Here is a 17497-nt window from a genome sequence, read left to right as displayed (position 1 = left end):
ATCACGCTGTCTGGCTGAGCGCGGCCAGGTGGTGCTCGATCAGGTCAGCCGAACGCGTCGCGGCCGGCTCGGCGGAGCGGAGTTCGTCCCGGAAGGCGGCCACGGCGGCCCGGATCCGGTCGCTGGTGTGCACCGTCTCCACGGCCTCCCGCAGCCCCTGCGCCGTCAGCGTCTCCGGTTCCAGCAGCACGCCGAGGTCCTGGTCGGCGACCGTGCGGGCGGTGCGCAGCTCTTCTTGCTGCTGCGGCACGGTGACCAGCGGTACCCCGGCGGTCAGCGACTCCAGCACGGAGTTCATCCCGGCGTGGGAGACGAAGGCTTCGGCGTGCCGCAGCACGGACAGCTGCGGGAAGTACGGCCGCACCTCGGTGTTGGCCGGTACCGGGCCCAGCTCCGCCGGGTCCACGTGTTCCCCGATGGCCATCGCGACCTGCCAGCCGGTGTCGCCGAAGGCTTCGAAGCACTGCCGGAAGAAACCGGTCGTGTCGGCCAGGAAGCTGCCCATCGAGATGAACAGCAGCGGGCGGTCGCCGGTCTTGCGCCAGGCGCTGTCGTCGGCCCAGCCACCCAGGGCCGGGCCGACGAAGTGGAACCGTTCGTCGAAGGTGTCCGCGGCGGGCTGGAACGAGCGGGGCAGGAACACCAGGTTCAGCGGGGCGCAGCTCTCCCGCTCGTGCGGGGGCGTCAGGCCGAACTCCGCCGCGGTGCTCAGCTGGCTCCGGAAGATTTCGGTGAAGATCTCGATGGCCCGGGGGTCGGACATGTCCGTGCCGGCGGCCAGCAGTTCGTCGAGCGAGAAGTGGGCGTTGCTGGCGTAGGTTGGGTTGAGGGCGACGCAGGGCACGTCGAACCGTTCGGCCACCATGGTCGCCGACACCGCCTGGGCGTCGTAGCACAGCACATCCGGCCGGTCGTTCTCGAACAACTCGTTGAGCAGCCGCCCGCTGACCTTGGTCATCGCCAGCAGCGCCTCCGCGGTCGCCACGGTGTGCCGGGCGCTGGGCGTGGCCGACCGTGGCGGCAGCGCCACCGGGATCGGCAGAAGGGCGGCTCCGGCCGCCTCGACGTCCGCGCGGAACTTGTCGTGGGCGGCGTAGGTGACCCGGTGGCCGCGGTTCCGCAGTTCACGGGCCAGCGGCAGCGTCGGGCGGAGGTGTCCGAGCGCGGGAACGGTGACGAACAGGACATGCATGCGGGTGCTTCCCCTCGCGTTCGTGGTCGCGTCGAGCGGTACCGGGATTGTCCGCCGGGAGGGGGTAGGGGTTCCCCCAGTCCGGAGACAGTGGCCATCGGGCCCACCGGATCGGTACGCGCGTGCAGCCGTGCCGCCGCACGGGTTGTCCCCGCCGGTTTTTGACTTACGATCACGCAGGTCTCAGCAACAACGGGGTGGTGAGAATGGACGGGGAACAACGTCGTCGGACGATCACGCGCTGGGTGAGCGAGTACGGTGGGCTCACCGTCCTGGAGTTCGCCGAGCGCCACGGCGTCAGTACCGAGGCCGTCTGGTCCGACCTGACGGCCCTGGAGCACGAGGGCACCCTGCGCCGGGTGCCCGACGGCGCGATCCCCGTCGTACCGGTGCGGCCGGGCGTGGGCACCCCGGACGCACCCGACGAGTGGGGCGCGCTGTGCGAGATGCACGCGGAGAAGGAACGGATCGCCCGGGCCGCGGTCGGCGAGGTGCCCGCGGGCGGTTCGATCCTGCTGGACGCCGGGAGCACGGTGGCGCAGCTGGTCGGGCTCCTGCCCGCCGACCACGACCTGACCATCGTCACGCAGTCGGTGGCCGTGGCCGTGGCGTTGAGCGAGCGCCCGGACCTGAACCTGATGCTGGTCGGCGGCCGGGTCCGCGGCGGCTCGCTGGCCCTGGTGGACAGCTGGGCGCTGCGCACGCTGGCCGACACCTGCGTCGACGTCGCCTTCCTCAGCGCCGACGGGGTGTCCGTGCGGCACGGGATGACCGTGCGCAACGGGGCGGTGGCGATGGTGAAACGCGCGGCCATGGTGGCCGCGCGGCGGACCGTGCTGCTGGCCGACCACACCAAGCTCGACCAGGACCGGCTGGCCCGCTTCGGTGCGCTGGGCGAGGTCGACGTCCTGATCACCGACGACCACGCCGACCCGGAGTGCGTCGCCGCGATCGCCGCCGCCGGGCCCCGCGTGCTCGTGGTCTGAACGGACCCGAGCCCGGCCGTCGAAAAGCGCGTGGCCGCGGATCGATGATTTCGACGATTTCGAGAACAATGGCAGCGCCGAACGGAGCAATGGCCGGAGCGAATGCGCCGGCGCCGAATCAGACCGCGATGACCCGGGGGCCGGCGGCGGCGATGTCCGAACGCGCTTTCGGGTCGATCCCGTCATCGGTGATGAAGGTGTCGATGTCCGACAGGTCGGCGAACCGCGTCAGGAACACGTTGTCCACCTTGGAGTGGTCGGCGAGCAGGACGCGGCGGCGGGCGCAGTCGATCGAGGCCCGTTTCACCAGCGCCTCGTCGAGGTCCGGGGTGGTCAGCCCGCGCTCGGCGGAAACGCCGTTGGTGGCGATGAACGCGACTTCCACGAACGTGTCCCGCAGGGCCCGCAGGGCCCAGTCGTCCACGGTGGCCAGTGTGGTGCTGCGCAGCCGGCCGCCGACCAGCACCACCTGCAGGTTGGGCCGCGCGTGCAGCGACAGCGCCACGTTCACCGAGTTCGTCACCACGGTCAGTTCCCGGTCCGCCGGGAGTTCCGCGGCCAGGCGTTCGGTCGTGGTGCCGGCGTCGATGAGGATCGTGCCCACTTCGGGCAGTTCACCCAGTGCGGCGCGCGCGATCCGCGTCTTCTCCGCCGTCATCACGGCCCGGCGCGCGCCCACCGCGGGTTCGAAGGACAGCCGGTCCAGGGAGATCGCGCCGCCGTGCACGCGGCGGGCGTGGCCCAGCCGTTCCAGGGCGGTCAGGTCGCGGCGGATGGTTTCGGCGGTCACGGCGAATTCGGCCGCCAGCGGAACGACTTCCACCCGGCCGTGCACGCGCAGCCGTTCCACGATGATCCTTTGCCGCTCTTCCGCGTACAACGCCGTTTCCTCGTTCCCCTCGCGAGCGTGACGATGCCGCAGCTTAGGGGACCGGCGGCGGACGTCCCCGATTTCCCGGATAAACGCGGGAAAACATCGCTCCGGCGGCCGCGGGCCGCGGTTCGGTGGTGCGCCGGGACGCAATTGTCCGGTTGCCGCAGTTCGCCGCGGGCCCGGTGCGGCAATGTCTCGGGAATTCCCGGCTCGCCGCCCCGTAGGTTGCCAGTGCTCGCCGGCCGGATCGCGCGATGGGAGTGTCTTGGCCACCACCGTTACGGCCCGGCGCTCGGGCTGCCCGAACCGCGGCCACATCCTGGTGCCACCGCCGGATTCCGCAAGGGAATTCCTGGGGCAGATCGTGAACGGTCGCAACCGGTCCTCACCGGCGCCGACCAGCCCAAAATGCCCGAGACGGCCGAAGGGTGCTGCGAGGCCTCGACCAGGCCTCGCAGCACCCTTCGGCGCACCTCTTGGTCGGTGATGTGCCGCGTCAGTGGGTGCGGTTCGCCCACCAGGTCTGGCCGGCCTCGGGGAGGGTGGAGATCGGGTCGTAGTACGGGTACCGGCGCTGCAACGCCTCCGGGTCCTCCAGCTCGATCCCGGTCCGGTAGTTCTTGGTCCAGTACGAGATCCCCAGCTCCCGGTCGTACTCGGCCAGCTGGTGCACCCACCGCTTCCCCACATAAGGCACGTCGCACACGATCCGCGGCGTGGCGTACCCCGGCAGGTAGCCCATGATCGCGTGCTGCAGTTCCTGCGCCTCCCACACCGCCACGCGCCAGTGCTCCGCGTTGGGGATCATGTCGCACATGTAGAAGTAGTACGGCAGGATGTTCGCTTCCCCTTGCAGCGCAAAGCAAAGGTCCAGCAGCGCCGCCGGGGTCGCGTTGACGCCGCGCATCAGCACGCCCTGGTTGCGGACGTCGCGGACACCGACGTTCAGCGCCGTCTGCGCGGCTTCCGCCACCAAGGGCGTCACCGACTGGGCGTGGTTGACGTGGGTGTGGATCGCCAGGTTGACCCCGCGCCGCTGGGCGGTGACCGCGACGCGCTCCAGCCCCTCGACCACCTTCGGCTGGAGCCAGTGCTGGGGCAGCGCCGCCAGTGCCTTCGTCGCCAGGCGGATGTCGCGGACGGTGTCGATGTCCATCAGGCGCATCAGGAACGACTCCAGCTGCGGCCACGGGACGTTGGCGACGTCGCCGCCGGAGACCACCACGTCGCGGACGCCCGGGGTCTTCTTCAGGTACGCGATCATCGCGTCCTGGCGGTCGACCGGCTTGAGCGTCAGCTTGTGCTTCTCCACCGTCTCCGTCGAGTTGCCGACCAGGTCCATGCGGGTGCAGTGGCCGCAGTACTGGGGGCAGGTCGAGATCATCTCGGCCAGCACCTTGGTCGGGTAGCGGTGGGTCAGGCCCTCCACCACCCACATCTCGGCCTCGTGCAGCGAGTCGCGCTCGGAGTGGGGGTGGCTCGGCCAGGTGGCGTCACGATCACTGCGAACGGGCAGCATGTAGCGGCGGATCGGGTCGGCGTAGAACGCCTCGGTCACCTTGGCCGGGTCGGTGCCGGCCGTGGGGGCCATCGTGTTGAGCATCTGCGGGGGCAGCAGCATCGACATCGTCGCCAGCTCGCGCTGGTCGGCGAGCAGGTCGTCGTAGAAGCGCTCCTCGAGCAGGTCGCCCATCAGCGCGCGCAGCTGCTTGACGTTGCGGACGCAGTGCACCCGCTGCCACTGCGCGTCACGCCACTCGGCCTCGGTCACGTCGTGCCAGCCAGGAAAGCGGCGCCAGTCGGGTTCCACCAGCTCGGCGCGGGCGTACTCGTAGGGCTGGTCGAAGGCGGCGGCAGGCGTCACAGGTTCCTGGATCGCAGTCACTTGTACTCCTAGTCGTCGGGAACGCGTTAAAATATCCTGTCATAACGCTGCCACAGAGTAAATCTTCCTGCCTGCTGGGGCGCCGTCCCCCACGTGGACGAAGGGGGCAGACTCAAGGGCGTGACGGACGAACAGACGACGCTCCTGCTCGGCGGGCGCATCTACACCCCCGCCGGACCCGACACGACCGCGATGGCGGTCACCGGCGGCACCGTGGTCTGGGTCGGGCAGGACGCCCCGGCCCGCGCCCTGCACCCCGGCGCCCGGGTCGTCGACCTCCACGGCGCCTTCGTCGCCCCCGCCTTCGTCGACGCGCACGTCCACGCCACCGCCACCGGCCTGCACCTGACCGGCCTCGACCTCACCGGCGTCCGCAGCGCCGCCGACCTGCTGGCCCACGTCCGCACCGCCGTCGCGCCGGGCCAGGTCCTGCTCGCCCACGGCTGGGACGAGACCACCTGGACCGACCCCCGCCTGCCCAGCCGCGCGGAACTCGACGACGCCGCCGGGGGCACGCCGGTCTACCTCAGCCGCGTCGACGTCCACTCCGCGCTGGTCTCCACCGCGCTGGTCGAGCTGGCCCCGGCCGCCCGCAACGCCGACGGCTGGTCACCCGAAGGCCCGCTCACCCGCGCCGCCCACCACGCCGTCCGCGCAGCCGTGCGCGCCGCCATCACCCCCGAGCAGCGCGAACGCGCCCAGCGAGCCTTCCTCGCCGAGGCCGCGAAGCAGGGCATCGTCAGCGTCCACGAATGCGCCGGCCCCGACATCTCCGGCCGCGACGACCTCGCCGCCCTCCTCGCCCTCGCCGGCCCCGGCACGCCCGAGGTCGTCGGCTACTGGGGCGAACTCGGCGCCGTCGAAACCGCCCGCGACCTCGGCGCCCGCGGCCTGGCCGGCGACCTGTTCGCCGACGGCGCCCTCGGCTCCCACACCGCTGCCCTCACCGAGCCCTACGCCGACCACCCGGGCACCGGGACGCGCTACCTCGACGCCCACCGCATCGCCGGACACCTGGCCGCCTGCACCGAAGCCGGGCTGCAAGCCGGCTTCCACGTCATCGGCGACGCCGCCGTCGCCGAGGTCGTCGAAGGCTTCCGGCTGGCCGAAAAGGAGGTCGGGCAGCGCGCCCTCGCCGCCCGCCACCACCGGCTCGAGCACCTGGAAATGGTCACCGCCGACCAGGCCGAGCAACTGGCAGGCTGGGGCGTCGTCGCCTCGATGCAGCCGCAGTTCGACGCCCTCTGGGGCGGCCCGGAAGGCATGTACGCCGAACGCCTCGGCGCCGAACGCGCGGCCGGGCTCAACCCCTTCGCCACCCTCGCCGCCGAAGGCGTCCTGCTCGCCTTCGGCTCCGACGCCCCGGTCACACCGCTGGACCCGTGGGCGAGCGTCCGCGCCGCGGCCTACCACCGGACACCGGGCGCCGGCCTGTCGCCGCGGGCGGCGTTCACCGCCCACACCCGCGCCGGGCACCGCGCGGCCGGGGTCAACGACGGCGTCACCGGCAGCCTCGTCCCCGGCGCGCCGGCGCACTACGCGATCTGGGACGCCACCGACCTGGTCGTGGCCACCCCCGACAGCCGCGTGCAGCGCTGGTCCACCGACCCGCGCGCCGGCGTGCCGCCGCTGCCCAGGCTGGAACCGGACGCCGCCCTCCCGCGGTGCCTGCGCACGGTCCGCGCGGGTGCGGTCCTCCACGACACCATCACCTAGAGTTCTCGGCTGTGGCAGTCACCGTGGCGGACCCCGGACCGGGCACCCCGCACCAGCGCGCCCGCACGCGGCGATTCCCCCCGGCCTGGCTGCTGCGCACCGCCGCGGCGTGCGCGTCCGGATTCGCCTTCTACCTCAGCTTCGCGCCGCGTCCGCTGTGGTGGCTGGCGCCACTGGCGTTCGCCGGACTGGCCCTCGTGCTGCGCGGCCGCCGCTTCCGAGCCGGCTTCGGCTACGGCTTCGCGTTCGGGTTCGTCTTCTTCCTGCCGCTGCTGACCTGGCTGCTGGACTTCCTCGGCCCCGACTTCGGCCCGTGGCCGTGGCTGGGCCTGTCCTTCGCACTGGCGCTCTACCACGGCCTGGCGGGCGGGCTGATCACGCTGGTGTCCCGGCTGCCGGCCGCGCCGCTGTGGGCCGCGCTGGTGTTCATCGCCCTGGAGACCCCGCGCGCGTGGTTCCCCTTCGGCGGCTTCCCGTGGGGCCGGGTCGCCTTCAGCCAGCCCGAAGGCGCGTTCCTGCCGCTCGCCTCGATCGGCGGCGCCCCGCTGGTCGGCCTGGCCGTCGTCCTCACCGGCTTCGCGCCGGCCGCCCTCGCCGCGCGGCTGTGGCGGGTGCGCAAGATCACCCGGCCGGCGGCCTTCGCCGCGCTCGGCACCCTGCTGCCCGTCGTCGCCGGTCTCGCGCTCTGGCCGGCGATCGGCACCGACGCCCAGGACGGCGAGCGCACCGTCGCCACCGTCCAGGGCAACGCCCCGGACATCGGGCTCGCCCTGCAGGGGGAGCGGACCGTGCTGCGCGACAACACCATCGCCGAGAGCCAGCGGCTGCTCGCGGACATCCGGGCCGGCAAGGTGCCCAAGCCGGACCTGCTCGTGTGGCCGGAGAGCGCGACCACCGTCACCGGCCCGGACCTGCAGGTCGACCAGCTGGTCGCCACCTTCGGCGTCCCCGCCCTGATCGGGGCGATCTACCGGCTGCCGGACGGGCACCTGCAGAACTCCGTCATCACCTGGGACCCCCGCACCGGGCCCGGCGCGCGCTACGCCAAGCAGCAGCTGGTGCCCTTCGGCGAATACGTCCCGGCCCGCAAGCTCGCCGAGCTGGTCACGCCGTTCCTCGACTCCGAAACCGTGGACATGGTCCCCGGCGACGGCACCAACCAGGCCATGGCCGCCGCGGGCACCAGGATCGGCGTGTTCGTCTGCTACGAAGCCGCGTTCGACTACCCGGCCCGCGACGCCGTGCGCGACGGCGCCGAGCTGCTCGTCGTACCGACCAACAACGCCTGGTACGGCGAGAGCGAGATGAGCGTGCAGCAGCTGGCCATGTCCCGGCTGCGGGCGGTCGAGCACGGCCGGGCCGTCGTGGTGTCGGCGGTCTCCGGGGTGAGCGCCATCGTCGCCCCCGACGGGACCGTGACCAGCTCAACCGGCCTTTTCACGGCGGATTCGCTGGTCGGGCGCGTCCCGTTGCGGACGCAGACTACGCTGTCGGATCAATTGGGTGCGTGGACGGAGTACGGGCTGCTGGCTCTGGCGATCGCCGGGGTGGCCGGCGGGCTCGTACTCCGTTTTCGCACGCGGCGCAGCAGCGCCGGCACGGCAGCAGGGGAAGCGGCGGACTGACCGCCGCGGATATCGGAGGAGCACGGATGTCGCAGGCGCCGCGGGGGGCCCGGGAAATCGAGCCGGTGCTGGTGGTGATCCCGACCTACAACGAGCGGGAGAACCTCGGCCCGATCCTGGACCGCCTGCACAAGGCACTCCCGGACGTGCACGTGCTCGTGGTGGACGACGGCAGCCCCGACGGCACCGGCGAGCTCGCCGACGAGCGCGCGGCGGCCAACGACCACGTCCACGTGCTGCACCGCACCGAGAAGGCCGGCCTCGGCGCCGCCTACATCGCCGGGTTCCGCTGGGGCCTGGCGCGTGAGTACAACACGATCGTCGAGATGGACGCCGACGGCTCGCACGCCCCCGAAGACCTGCCCCGCCTGCTCGACGCGGTCGGCGACGCCGACCTGGCGATCGGCTCGCGGTACGTCCCGGGCGGCAGTGTCGTCAACTGGCCGGTCAAGCGCCAGGTCCTCTCCCGCGGCGCGAACCTCTACTCGCAGGTCGCGCTGGGCATGAAGGTCCGCGACATCACCGCCGGGTTCCGCGCCTACCGCCGCCCGGTGCTGGAGAAGCTGGCCCTGGACGAGGTCAACTCGCACGGCTACTGCTTCCAGATCGACCTGACCATCCGCACCGACGAGGCCGGCTTCGAGATCGTCGAGGTCCCGATCACCTTCACCGAGCGCGAGATCGGCGAGTCGAAGATGAACGGCTCGATCATCCAGGAGGCGTTCCTGCGGGTGGCGAAGTGGGGCCTGGAGCGCCGCTGGCACCAGCTGCGCAAGCTCCTCAAGCGCGCCTGACCCGGTTCCGGCCGTTCTGGGCCATGATGGGGCCGGTGACGACCATCGTGGCCTTCCACGCCCACGCCGACGACCCCGTCCTGCTCAGCGGCGGCACGCTGGCCCGCGCCGCGGCCGACGGGCACCGCGTGGTCGTCGTCGTGGCCACCGACGGCATCGCCGCCGAGCACCCGACGCCACGCTGGGCCGAACTGGAGGCGGCCGCGGCCATCCTCGGCGTGCACCGGGTCGTGCACCTGGGCTACGCCGACAGCGGCCACGGCCCCCAGCTCTTCGCCGACCCGCCGGGACGGCAGCGCTTCGCCCGCGCGGACACCGAGGAAGCCGCGCACCGGCTCGCCGCCGTGCTGCACGAAGAGCGCGCCGACCTGCTGCTGGGCTACGACGGCAACGGCGGTTACGGGCACCGCGACCACGTGAAGGTGCACGAGGTGGCCCGCCGGGCGGCCCGGCTGACCGGAACGCGGCTGCTGGAGGCCACCCTGCCACGCGACTTCGCGCTGCGGTTCGTGCGGGTGCTGCGGACGCTGCGGATCCCGTTCGACTACGACGCCGAAGCGCTCGGCCACGCCTACAGCCCGGCCTCGGCCATCACCCACCGGTTCGACGTGCGGCGCTTCGCCGCACGCAAGCAGGCGGCGCTGGCCGCGCACGTGTCGGACGTCCGCGGCAGCGGACGGCTCTCGGCGGTGCTGCGGGTGCTCGTGTGGCTGCCGGCGCCGCTGTTCGGGCTGGTGGCCGGCCGGGAGTGGTTCACCGAGGTCACGCCGGCAGGATCGGCACACCCAGGTCTGCAAGTTCCTGCACGTTCTGGTCGTCGGCGTCGGTGACGATCCCGGCGACGTCGCCGAAGGGCAGCACGGTGAACCGGGACGCCGCCCCGAGCTTCTCGGCGCTGGCCAGCACGTAGGTGTCGGCCGCGCGCCGGGCCAGGGTGCGTTTCATGGCGGCTTCGTCGGCGTCACCCGTGGTCAGGCCGGCTTCGGGGTGGACGCCGGTGACGCCGAGCAGGAAGACGTCGGCGCTGATCGACCCGGCGGCCTCGGCGGCGGCCGCGCCGCAGGTCACCGCGGAGTGCCGGAACAGGCGCCCGCCGAGCAGGAACACCTCGATGCCGTGGTGGTCGAGCAGCGCGACGGCGACGGTCGGGCTGTGCGTGACGACGGTGGCTTCGAGGTTCTTCGGCAGGGCTTTCGCCACGGCGAGGGTGGTGGTGCCGCCGTCGAGGATGACTGTCGACCCGGGCCGGACCAGCGTGGCCGCGGCCTTGGCGACCCGGTCCTTGCCGTCGACGGCGATGGCCGTGCGGCTGGCGTAGTCGGCGACGGCGGGGGAGACGGGCAGCGCACCGCCGTAGACGCGCTGGCAGAGCCCGGCCGCGGCGAGGTCGCGCAGGTCGCGGCGGATGCTGTCCTCGGAGACGCCGAGTTCGGCCGCGACGTCCTTGGCCAGCACCTTGCCGTCGGCGGCGAGCCGGGCCAGCAGCAGTTCACGGCGTTCCCCGACCAGCATGCACGATCCTCCTTGTTGTTTCCGAGTCGTGCACATTATGGTCGCGGCATGACCTCTTCGACAAGCCTGTCCCGCAACCCGCGCGTCCGGGTCACCGACGTGGAGCTGCTGTCGTCGGCCTGGTACGTGCTCCGCCGCACGACGTTCGACTACCGGCACGCCGACGGCCGCTGGACGACCGAGCAGCGCGAAACCTACGACCGCGGCAACGGCGCCACGGTGCTGCTCTACGACCTCGCGGGCGGCACGGTCCTGCTGACCCGCCAGTTCCGCTACCCGGTCTACGTCAACGACCACCCGGACGGCATGTTCATCGAGACGGCAGCCGGTCTCCTGGACACCGACGACCCGGAGACGGCGATCCTCCGCGAAGCCGAGGAGGAAACCGGCGTCCGCATCGGCGCCCTGGAGCACGTCTTCGACGTCTACACGAGCCCGGGCTCGGTCACCGAGCGCCTGCACTGCTACGCCGCGCCCTACGACCCCGCAGCCCGCGGCACCGGCGGCGGACTGGCGGAGGAGGGGGAGGACATCGAGGTCCTCGAGCTCCCGTTCACCAAGGCACTGGAGATGATCGGAACCGGCGAGATCGCGGACGCCAAGACGATCCTGCTCCTGCAGTGGGCCGCCCTGAACGGCCCCTTCCGCCCAGCCTGAGGTGTACCCGGACGGCCGGACGGCGTACCCAGAGGGTCGCCTTGCGTACCTGGACGGTCGGTTCGCGTACCGGAGGAGTCGGCTCACAGGGGTGACGGACCCCGACCGTCCAGGTACGCCATCCGACCCTCTGGGTACGCGAACCGACCGCCGGGGTACGCGGTCCGACCCTGCGGGTACACCCTCCGGCCGTCCGGGTGCAGGTGCGGGCATGCGAAAGGCCCCCGCGGGGGGAGGTCGCGGGGGCCTTTCCGTTGTGGTGAGAGCTTGGCTACTGGGCCGAGTTCCGCAGGGTCACGCCGACCGGGAGGTGCGGCGGCCCTTCAGCTCGGCGAGACGTTCGTTCAGCAGATCCTCGAGCTCAGGGATCGTGCGCCGCTCGAGCAGCATGTCCCAGTGGGTGCGCGGCGGCTTGACCTTCTTCTGCTCGGGCTGCCCGCCATCGACGATCTCCGATTCGCTGCCGTGCAGGCGGCACTCCCAGACCGTCGGGATCTCGGCGTCGTCGGAGAACGGCACCTCGAACTCGTGGTTCTTCGGGCAGGCGTAGCGCACGGTGCGGCGTGGGGCGAGGTCGTGGTTGCGGTCGGTCTCGTAGCTGACCGCTCCCAGCCGGCTTCCACGAAGAACACGGTCGGCCATGATGGGGGTCCTTTCAGTCAGCTCCGGGGTGGAGCCAGGGTGTTGCTCACCCTATGCAACGACCCACGGCCCCGGAGGATTCCCGGGCCACCATGTCGTTGCTCACGATGAGCTGCATCACCCGCCGGCATCAGCTTCCTCTAGTAGGAGGCATTTCGCGCTCCGGCGTGACGTCAATACGGCCTTCTTAGTGCTGATATCCCCCGGATGGGCTACTAGCGTCTCGGTCAGGTCAACCGTAACTGACCGTGATGAGCGGTAACCGGCCCCAAGTCACCCGATCGAAAGTGGCGGCGACACAATACCTGATAACGCAACGTAGCGAATTCGGCCTCAAAACGTGCTGAAGCTGAAGTTTCAACTACGGATTGTTCGGTATCTGCCACCACGACGGTATCGCCCTCCCGCACCACCTCGCCGTCCACCACCCGCGCGTTGAACCGCCCGGGCAGCCCGCACCAGCACAACACCTCCACCTGAACCGGCTGCAACTCGTCCGCCAGTTCGAACAGACGAGCGGCCCCCGGGAACAACCGGCTCCGGAAGTCCGTCGCGATCCCGAAGCAGTAGACGTCGATCTCCACCTCGTCGGCCAGCTCCGCCAGCTGGTCGACCTGACCGGGGGAGAGGAACTGCGCCTCGTCCACCACCACGTAGTCCACGTGCTGCCCCCGCGCCCACTCCTGCCGCACCAGCTCACGCACGTCGGTGTCCTCACCGACCTCCACCGCCTGCCGGGTCAACCCGATCCGGCTGGAGATCTGCGGCGCACCCGACCGGTCGTGGCGCACCAGCACCAGCCCCCGCCGGCCCTGCCGCGCGTGGTTGTGGTCGATCTGCAACGCCAGGGTCGACTTCCCGCAGTCCATCGGCCCGTAACAGAACTTCAGCTTGCCCACCGGCGGCGTCCCACGGCGCGAACCGGCCGCGGGAACCGAGGAGAGAGCGTCCGTGGGATCAGGGCCGGCGTCGTCGATCAAGGTCACGACGCCCGACCCTATCGGTGCCTCACAGCACCTCCGGCGGACGGTTGCCCGCCGCCTCGATCGCCCGCCGCACCGGCACCAGCCACACCAGCACCAACCCGGCCGCGAAGAACACCACCAACGCCACGATGGCCAGCCGGAACGACCCCGTCGCCTGCCCCACCCCGGCGAACACCAGCGGCCCCAGCCACGACGTCCCGCGCTCACCCACGACGTAGAGCGAGTAGTACTGCGCGTCCTTGCCCGCCGGGATCATCTGGCTGAACAACGACCGCGACAGCGCGTTCGTCCCACCCAGCACCAGCCCGATCCCCACCGCCACCGCCAGGAACTGCCCCAGCTGCTTCGGCTGCACGAAGTACGCACCGGCCAGCACCACGATCCACACCACCAGGCTGCCCAGGATCGTCCGCTTCGCCCCGATCCGCCGCGCCACCAGCCCGTGCAGCGTCCCACCCAGATAAGCCACGAACTGGATCACCAGAATCGTGACGATCAGCACCTCGTTGCCGAACCCCAGCTCGTCCTTGCCGTACTGCGCCGACACCGTCACCACCGTGTTGATCCCGTCGGTGAAGACCAGGTAGCTGCCCAGGAACGCCAGCGTCAGCGGAAACGCCTTCGCCGCCACCAGCGTCCGCCGCAGCTCCGTGAACCCCGCCCGCAACACCGAACGCCCCGGCGCCACGTCCACCGGCACGTGCCGGCGGGGGAGCCGCCGCACCGCCGGGAAGGTGAACGCCGCCCACCACAACCCCGACGTCAGGAAGCAGATCTGCACCGCCAGCCCCTGGCTCACCCCGAACAGGTCGTGCTTCAGGTAGAACCCCAGCTGCAGCGCCAGCGCCAGCCCGCCACCCAGGTACCCGAACGCCCAGCCCTTCGCCGAAATGCCGTCCCGCTCGTCCGGCCCGCCGATGTCGGCCAGGAACGAGTAGTAGACGACCAGCGAACCCCCGTACCCGATGTTCGCCACGATGAACAACGCCGCACCCAGCTGCCAGTCCGACCCGGTCAGGAAGAACATCCCCGCCGCGGCCGCCGCACCCAGGAACGCGAACCCGCTCAGGATCCGCCGCTTGTTGTGGCTGCGGTCGGCCACCGCACCCGCGATCGGCAGCACCAGCACCTGCACCACCGTCGCCACCGACAGCAGGTACCCCCACACCGAACCCGCCGGGAAGTGCAGCCCGAACAACGTCACGTCGCAGTTGTGCAGCGTGTCGGTCTTGCCCGCCGCGTCGACACACGGGCGGTCCCCGTTGAGGGTGATGTTCGACTTCGCGTCCGCCGCCGCGATCGAGCTCATCGACAGCGCCCCGAACACCGTCGTCGTCGACGAATAGAACGGCGAATTCGCCCAGTCGTAGAAATACCAGCCCCAGCGCTCGCGCTGCGTCGAGCGCGTCCCGGCCAGCGTCATCCACGGCTCCTTCAGCTCAAGAACTTCCAGGTCAGCGCGGAGACTACGGGCACACGACCACCCCCGAGACCACGCCACCGAAACCGTGTCCGGTTTGTCGCTTCGTGATCACCCGCGACCCCGCCACCACGCCCCGCTACGCCCCCACGGCGTGTCGCCGGCAAAAGTGAACAGTGTTCCATGTGAGACTGGGGAGCCGATCGTGTCTGTTGTGGTCAGTGAGACACGCTCCTACTGTGCACCCATGATCCAGAACCGCCGACGCACCGTGGCGAGACTCCTGCTCCTCGCCCTCGCCGCCACGGGTCTGCCGCTGATCACCCCCGCCGCCGCCTCCGCGGACCCCGCGTCGAGCGCCTGGGCCAAGCTCCGCATGTGCGAATCCAGCGACCGCTACGCCACCAACACCGGCAACGGCTACTACGGCGCCTACCAGTTCGACCTGCCCACCTGGCGCAGCGTCGGCGGACAGGGCCGCCCCGACCAGGCCGCCCCCGCCGAACAGGACTACCGCGCCCTCTACCTCTACCGCATGCGCGGCTGGCAACCCTGGCAGTGCGCCGGCATGCTCAAACTCACCGCCGACGCCGACGCCCGCAGCAAACGCGTCCCCAGCTACACCGAATCCGCCTACATCGGCGAGGGAGGACTGCCCACCCCACCACCCGGTCCCGGCGGCCCCCGCCCCGCCTGGCCCGGCGTCGTCTACTCCTACGGCGACTGCGCCGACGCCCTCAAGAACTTCCAGCTCCGCATGAACGCCTTCGGCTACGGCTTCACCGGCACCGGCTGCTACCTCGACAAAACCCGCACCGCCGTCCTCGACCTCCAGCGCGCCAACGGCATCAAGGACAGCGGCCTCCTCGGCCCCAAGACCTGGGACGCCGCCTGGACCGGCAAACCACCCCGCTGAGACCGGTCACGGCTCCTGCGACTGCTGCCACTTGCCCCGCTCGACCAAAACCTCACGCAACAGGTCCGGACGGTCCGTCACGATCCCGTGCACCCCCAGGTCCAGCAGCATCCGCATCTCCGCCGGATCGTCGATCGTCCACGTGTGCACCTCGATCCCGGACCGCCCCGCCATCGCCAGGAACGCCTTGTCCACCACCCGCAACGCACCCTGCCGCACCGGCACCTGAGCCATCGCCCCCAGCACCAGCCGCCCCAGCGGCAACAACGGCAGCTTCCCCCGCGCCCACAACGCGAACGCCGACCGCGGCCCCATCGCCGTCACCAGCCGCGGCCCCGCCAGCTTCCGCAACCGCACCAGCCGCGCATCCGAAAACGCCGCCCCCGCCACCCGGTCGAACGCCCCCGTCCGCTCCAGCACCCGCACGAACGGCTCCACCGCCCGATCCGCCTTCACGTCCACGTTGAACCGCGCACCCGGCAGCTCCTCGAGCACGTCCTCCAACCGCGACAGCGGCGCCTTCCCACCCACCTTGACGTTCTTCAGCTGCGCCCACGTCTGCGCCGCGATCGGCCCCGAACCGTCCGTCGTCCGGTCCAGATCCGGATCGTGGTGGACCACCACCACCCCGTCCGCCGTCGCGTGCACATCCGTCTCCAGGTACCGGTACCCCTCCGCACACGCCCGCCGGAACGCCGGCAGCGAATTCTCCAGCCCCGCCAGCTCATCGAGGTGCCACCCCCGGTGAGCGAAGGCACGGGGGAGCGGATCGGCCAAGTACGGGAACGACGCCTGCATCCCCCAAGTGTGCACTTCCGCCATGACCCCGGCATGAGCAAACGGTGGCCAGCTAGGGTCTCCCGGGTGAGGGAAGCCGCCGAACTGACCCAGCTCGAACCCGTCCCCGCCCGCCGCGGCGCCCCGAAGCACTGCGGCTGGTGCGGCCGCCGCCTGCCCGAAGCCGGCAACGTCGGCCGACGCCGCCGGTACTGCGGCCAGTCCTGCCGCCAACGCGCCTACGAGCGCCGCACGGCACTGCAGCGAAGCGGACTGCCCGAAGACGCCGTCGTGCTCTCCGACACCGAGATCGCCGCCCTCCAGGACCGCCTCTTCCAGCTCAGGTGCGCGGCCGAAGACATCGTCACCGCGGCCGACGACGGCGCCGACCCCCGCGAACTCCGCAGCCTCGCCGACGAAATCGCCCGAGCCGCCAAAGACCTCGAACAACTCCGCTGACCACGGGATCAGCCCAAGCCGTCCAACGCCCGGTAAGTCCGGTTGCTCGCCGCCGCCGCACGCTGCTCCCGCCCCGTCGCCTCGATGTAGTTCTGGCTCGTCGCCAAGCTCGCGTGCCCCAGCAACGCCATGATCTCCGACGCCGTCGCCCCGTCCTCCGCCAGCCGCGTCGCGAACGTGTGCCGCAACGCGTGCAGATTCGCCCCCACCGGCACCCGGTCGTGCAACCCCGCACCCCGGTAACACGACTTCACCAGGTACTCCAGCGCACCCCGCCCGATCGGCTCACCCGCCCGGTCCAGCAGCAACGGCGAACCAGGGGAGAACCGCACGTTCGGGAACCGCACCCGGCACGACTCCCGGTACCGCTCGATCAGCTCCGCCAGCACCGGCTGCACCGGGATCGACCGGTCCCGGCTGCCCTTCCCCTTCACGTGCAACCGCAGCTCACCGGCCCGCCCCACCAGCGACCGCGACGTCAGCGCCCGCATCTCCGCCGCCCGCAACCCCGCCACCAGACCCAGCGCGATCACCAGCACGTCCCGCTCCGGCCACGGATCCCGCGCACGCCGCGACCCCGCGGCCGCCGCCGACAGCAGCTGCTCCGGCGTCTCCTCACCCCGCAACGGCTTCGGCGTCAACGCCGGCGTCCGCGGCCGCGCCACCGCACCCATCGGATTGCCCGACAGCAGCCCGTCGGCCACGCAGAACGTCAGGAACTGGTTCCACGTCGACCACGCCCGCAGCACCGAGCTCTTCGCGTGCCCGTCCGCGAACACCCCGAACGCCGCCCGCAGCGCCGGCCCGGTGAGGTCGGCGACCTCCAGCTCCTCGGCCGGGCGGCCCAGCTCCGAAACCAGGAGAGTGGTGATGCCGGCGAGATCCCGGCGGTAGGCGTCGGTGGTGTGCGGGGAGTCCTTGCGCGGACGGCGGGCGGCGAAGAAGGCTTGCTGGGCCTCGGAAACCTTCATGTGGATCTTGTACCGCACACCACCGACAGTTTCCGCGGCCGGTCCCGGACCCGGCATTTCATGCATAATGGCAATTATGCATGAA

Annotated in this window: 17 protein-coding genes; 8 read left to right on the top strand and 9 right to left on the bottom strand. The window is 71.3% G+C overall.

The genetic code is table 11. From position 1 onward, the window contains the following. Nucleotide 1: 1 nt before the first annotated feature. Nucleotides 2-1192 carry a macrolide family glycosyltransferase gene (locus ABZX11_RS32130; protein WP_354920010.1) on the bottom strand — a complete coding sequence of 397 codons (1191 nt, stop codon included), beginning with the start codon at nucleotides 1190-1192 and terminating at the stop codon, nucleotides 2-4. A gap of 206 nt (nucleotides 1193-1398) precedes the next feature. Here ABZX11_RS32130 and ABZX11_RS32125 point away from each other — a divergent pair, with 206 nt between their 5' ends. Further along, nucleotides 1399-2178 (top strand): DeoR/GlpR family DNA-binding transcription regulator, encoded by a 780-nt coding sequence (locus tag ABZX11_RS32125; protein ID WP_176169616.1) that lies wholly within the window; start codon nucleotides 1399-1401, stop codon nucleotides 2176-2178. A gap of 118 nt (nucleotides 2179-2296) precedes the next feature. On the opposite strand, the gene ABZX11_RS32120 is transcribed toward ABZX11_RS32125, so the two are convergent. Together ABZX11_RS32120 and ABZX11_RS32115 are read right to left on the bottom strand one after the other, a co-directional pair. After that, on the bottom strand, nucleotides 2297-3058 hold the full coding sequence (locus ABZX11_RS32120; RefSeq protein WP_176169617.1) for a DeoR/GlpR family DNA-binding transcription regulator: 762 nt from the start codon (nucleotides 3056-3058) through the stop codon (nucleotides 2297-2299). 490 nt (nucleotides 3059-3548) lie between these two features. Further along, a complete protein-coding gene (locus ABZX11_RS32115) occupies nucleotides 3549-4937 on the bottom strand; it encodes a lysine 2,3-aminomutase (protein WP_354920007.1) in 1389 nt (462 codons plus the stop codon). A 120-nt stretch (nucleotides 4938-5057) separates the two neighbouring features. Here ABZX11_RS32115 and ABZX11_RS32110 point away from each other — a divergent pair, with 120 nt between their 5' ends. Genes ABZX11_RS32110 through ABZX11_RS32095 form a run of 4 tightly spaced genes read left to right on the top strand, consistent with a single transcriptional unit; the run spans nucleotide 5058 to nucleotide 9902 of the window. Further along, entirely contained in the window at nucleotides 5058-6653 is a 1596-nt protein-coding gene (locus ABZX11_RS32110; RefSeq protein WP_354920004.1) for an amidohydrolase, read from the top strand. Nucleotides 6654-6664: 11 nt separating this feature from the next. Then, nucleotides 6665-8278 carry an apolipoprotein N-acyltransferase gene (gene lnt, locus ABZX11_RS32105; protein WP_354920001.1) on the top strand — a complete coding sequence of 538 codons (1614 nt, stop codon included), beginning with the start codon at nucleotides 6665-6667 and terminating at the stop codon, nucleotides 8276-8278. Nucleotides 8279-8304: 26 nt separating this feature from the next. Then, nucleotides 8305-9072, top strand: a complete 768-nt coding sequence (locus ABZX11_RS32100; protein ID WP_176169620.1) for a polyprenol monophosphomannose synthase — start codon at nucleotides 8305-8307, stop codon at nucleotides 9070-9072. A 26-nt stretch (nucleotides 9073-9098) separates the two neighbouring features. Then, nucleotides 9099-9902 carry a PIG-L family deacetylase gene (locus tag ABZX11_RS32095; protein ID WP_354920047.1) on the top strand — a complete coding sequence of 268 codons (804 nt, stop codon included), beginning with the start codon at nucleotides 9099-9101 and terminating at the stop codon, nucleotides 9900-9902. Here ABZX11_RS32095 and ABZX11_RS32090 read toward each other — a convergent pair. Continuing rightward, complete coding sequence (locus ABZX11_RS32090; RefSeq protein ID WP_176169621.1) at nucleotides 9835-10584, bottom strand: DeoR/GlpR family DNA-binding transcription regulator; 750 nt, start codon at nucleotides 10582-10584, stop codon at nucleotides 9835-9837. The two genes, ABZX11_RS32095 and ABZX11_RS32090, sit on opposite strands and share 68 nt — an antisense overlap. Before the next feature lie 48 nt (nucleotides 10585-10632). On the opposite strand from ABZX11_RS32090, the gene ABZX11_RS32085 reads away from it, so the two are divergent. Continuing rightward, nucleotides 10633-11241 (top strand): NUDIX domain-containing protein, encoded by a 609-nt coding sequence (locus ABZX11_RS32085; protein ID WP_354919997.1) that lies wholly within the window; start codon nucleotides 10633-10635, stop codon nucleotides 11239-11241. A gap of 294 nt (nucleotides 11242-11535) precedes the next feature. Here the strand turns inward: ABZX11_RS32085 and ABZX11_RS32080 are convergent, their stop codons facing one another. From ABZX11_RS32080 to ABZX11_RS32070, 3 genes are all read right to left on the bottom strand, one after another. Continuing rightward, entirely contained in the window at nucleotides 11536-11883 is a 348-nt protein-coding gene (locus ABZX11_RS32080) for an RNA polymerase-binding protein RbpA (RefSeq protein ID WP_003081521.1), read from the bottom strand. A gap of 227 nt (nucleotides 11884-12110) precedes the next feature. Then, nucleotides 12111-12869, bottom strand: coding sequence for a thymidine kinase (locus ABZX11_RS32075; RefSeq protein ID WP_354919994.1), 759 nt, complete (start codon nucleotides 12867-12869; stop codon nucleotides 12111-12113). A gap of 22 nt (nucleotides 12870-12891) precedes the next feature. Further along, nucleotides 12892-14292 (bottom strand): MFS transporter, encoded by a 1401-nt coding sequence (locus tag ABZX11_RS32070; RefSeq protein ID WP_354919991.1) that lies wholly within the window; start codon nucleotides 14290-14292, stop codon nucleotides 12892-12894. A gap of 244 nt (nucleotides 14293-14536) precedes the next feature. Between ABZX11_RS32070 and ABZX11_RS32065 the strand changes: the two genes are divergently transcribed. Next, nucleotides 14537-15205: a transglycosylase family protein gene (locus ABZX11_RS32065; RefSeq protein ID WP_354919988.1), complete on the top strand. Its 669-nt coding sequence runs from the start codon at nucleotides 14537-14539 to the stop codon at nucleotides 15203-15205. A 6-nt stretch (nucleotides 15206-15211) separates the two neighbouring features. On the opposite strand, the gene ABZX11_RS32060 is transcribed toward ABZX11_RS32065, so the two are convergent. Then, the gene (locus ABZX11_RS32060; RefSeq protein WP_354919985.1) at nucleotides 15212-16003 is read right to left on the bottom strand and encodes a glycerophosphodiester phosphodiesterase; all 792 of its coding nucleotides are present in this window, start codon (nucleotides 16001-16003) and stop codon (nucleotides 15212-15214) included. Nucleotides 16004-16069: 66 nt separating this feature from the next. On the opposite strand from ABZX11_RS32060, the gene ABZX11_RS32055 reads away from it, so the two are divergent. Continuing rightward, nucleotides 16070-16441 (top strand): hypothetical protein, encoded by a 372-nt coding sequence (locus tag ABZX11_RS32055; RefSeq protein ID WP_176169627.1) that lies wholly within the window; start codon nucleotides 16070-16072, stop codon nucleotides 16439-16441. 8 nt (nucleotides 16442-16449) lie between these two features. On the opposite strand, the gene ABZX11_RS32050 is transcribed toward ABZX11_RS32055, so the two are convergent. Then, nucleotides 16450-17430 (bottom strand): tyrosine-type recombinase/integrase, encoded by a 981-nt coding sequence (locus ABZX11_RS32050; protein WP_176169628.1) that lies wholly within the window; start codon nucleotides 17428-17430, stop codon nucleotides 16450-16452. Nucleotides 17431-17497: the final 67 nt, after the last annotated feature.

Origin of the sequence: Amycolatopsis sp. NPDC004169 (assembly GCF_040610315.1) — a bacterium.
In the GTDB taxonomy this organism is placed as follows: domain Bacteria; phylum Actinomycetota; class Actinomycetes; order Mycobacteriales; family Pseudonocardiaceae; genus Amycolatopsis.
Note: the sequence above shows the minus strand (reverse complement) of the source record. Positions and strands in the feature narration are given on the sequence as shown.

What these genes read in the sequence shown, in the direction of transcription:
- ABZX11_RS32090 (WP_176169621.1), bottom strand. Translation starts at nt 10,584, where the DNA reads ATGCTGGTCGGGGAACGCCGTGAACTGCTGCTGGCCCGGCTCGCCGCC.
- ABZX11_RS32070 (WP_354919991.1), bottom strand. Translation starts at nt 14,292, where the DNA reads ATGACGCTGGCCGGGACGCGCTCGACGCAGCGCGAGCGCTGGGGCTGG.
- ABZX11_RS32060 (WP_354919985.1), bottom strand. Translation starts at nt 16,003, where the DNA reads ATGCAGGCGTCGTTCCCGTACTTGGCCGATCCGCTCCCCCGTGCCTTC.
- ABZX11_RS32125 (WP_176169616.1), top strand. Translation starts at nt 1,399, where the DNA reads ATGGACGGGGAACAACGTCGTCGGACGATCACGCGCTGGGTGAGCGAG.
- ABZX11_RS32080 (WP_003081521.1), bottom strand. Translation starts at nt 11,883, where the DNA reads ATGGCCGACCGTGTTCTTCGTGGAAGCCGGCTGGGAGCGGTCAGCTAC.
- ABZX11_RS32100 (WP_176169620.1), top strand. Translation starts at nt 8,305, where the DNA reads ATGTCGCAGGCGCCGCGGGGGGCCCGGGAAATCGAGCCGGTGCTGGTG.
- ABZX11_RS32130 (WP_354920010.1), bottom strand. Translation starts at nt 1,192, where the DNA reads ATGCATGTCCTGTTCGTCACCGTTCCCGCGCTCGGACACCTCCGCCCG.
- ABZX11_RS32095 (WP_354920047.1), top strand. Translation starts at nt 9,099, where the DNA reads ATGGGGCCGGTGACGACCATCGTGGCCTTCCACGCCCACGCCGACGAC.
- ABZX11_RS32085 (WP_354919997.1), top strand. Translation starts at nt 10,633, where the DNA reads ATGACCTCTTCGACAAGCCTGTCCCGCAACCCGCGCGTCCGGGTCACC.
- ABZX11_RS32065 (WP_354919988.1), top strand. Translation starts at nt 14,537, where the DNA reads ATGATCCAGAACCGCCGACGCACCGTGGCGAGACTCCTGCTCCTCGCC.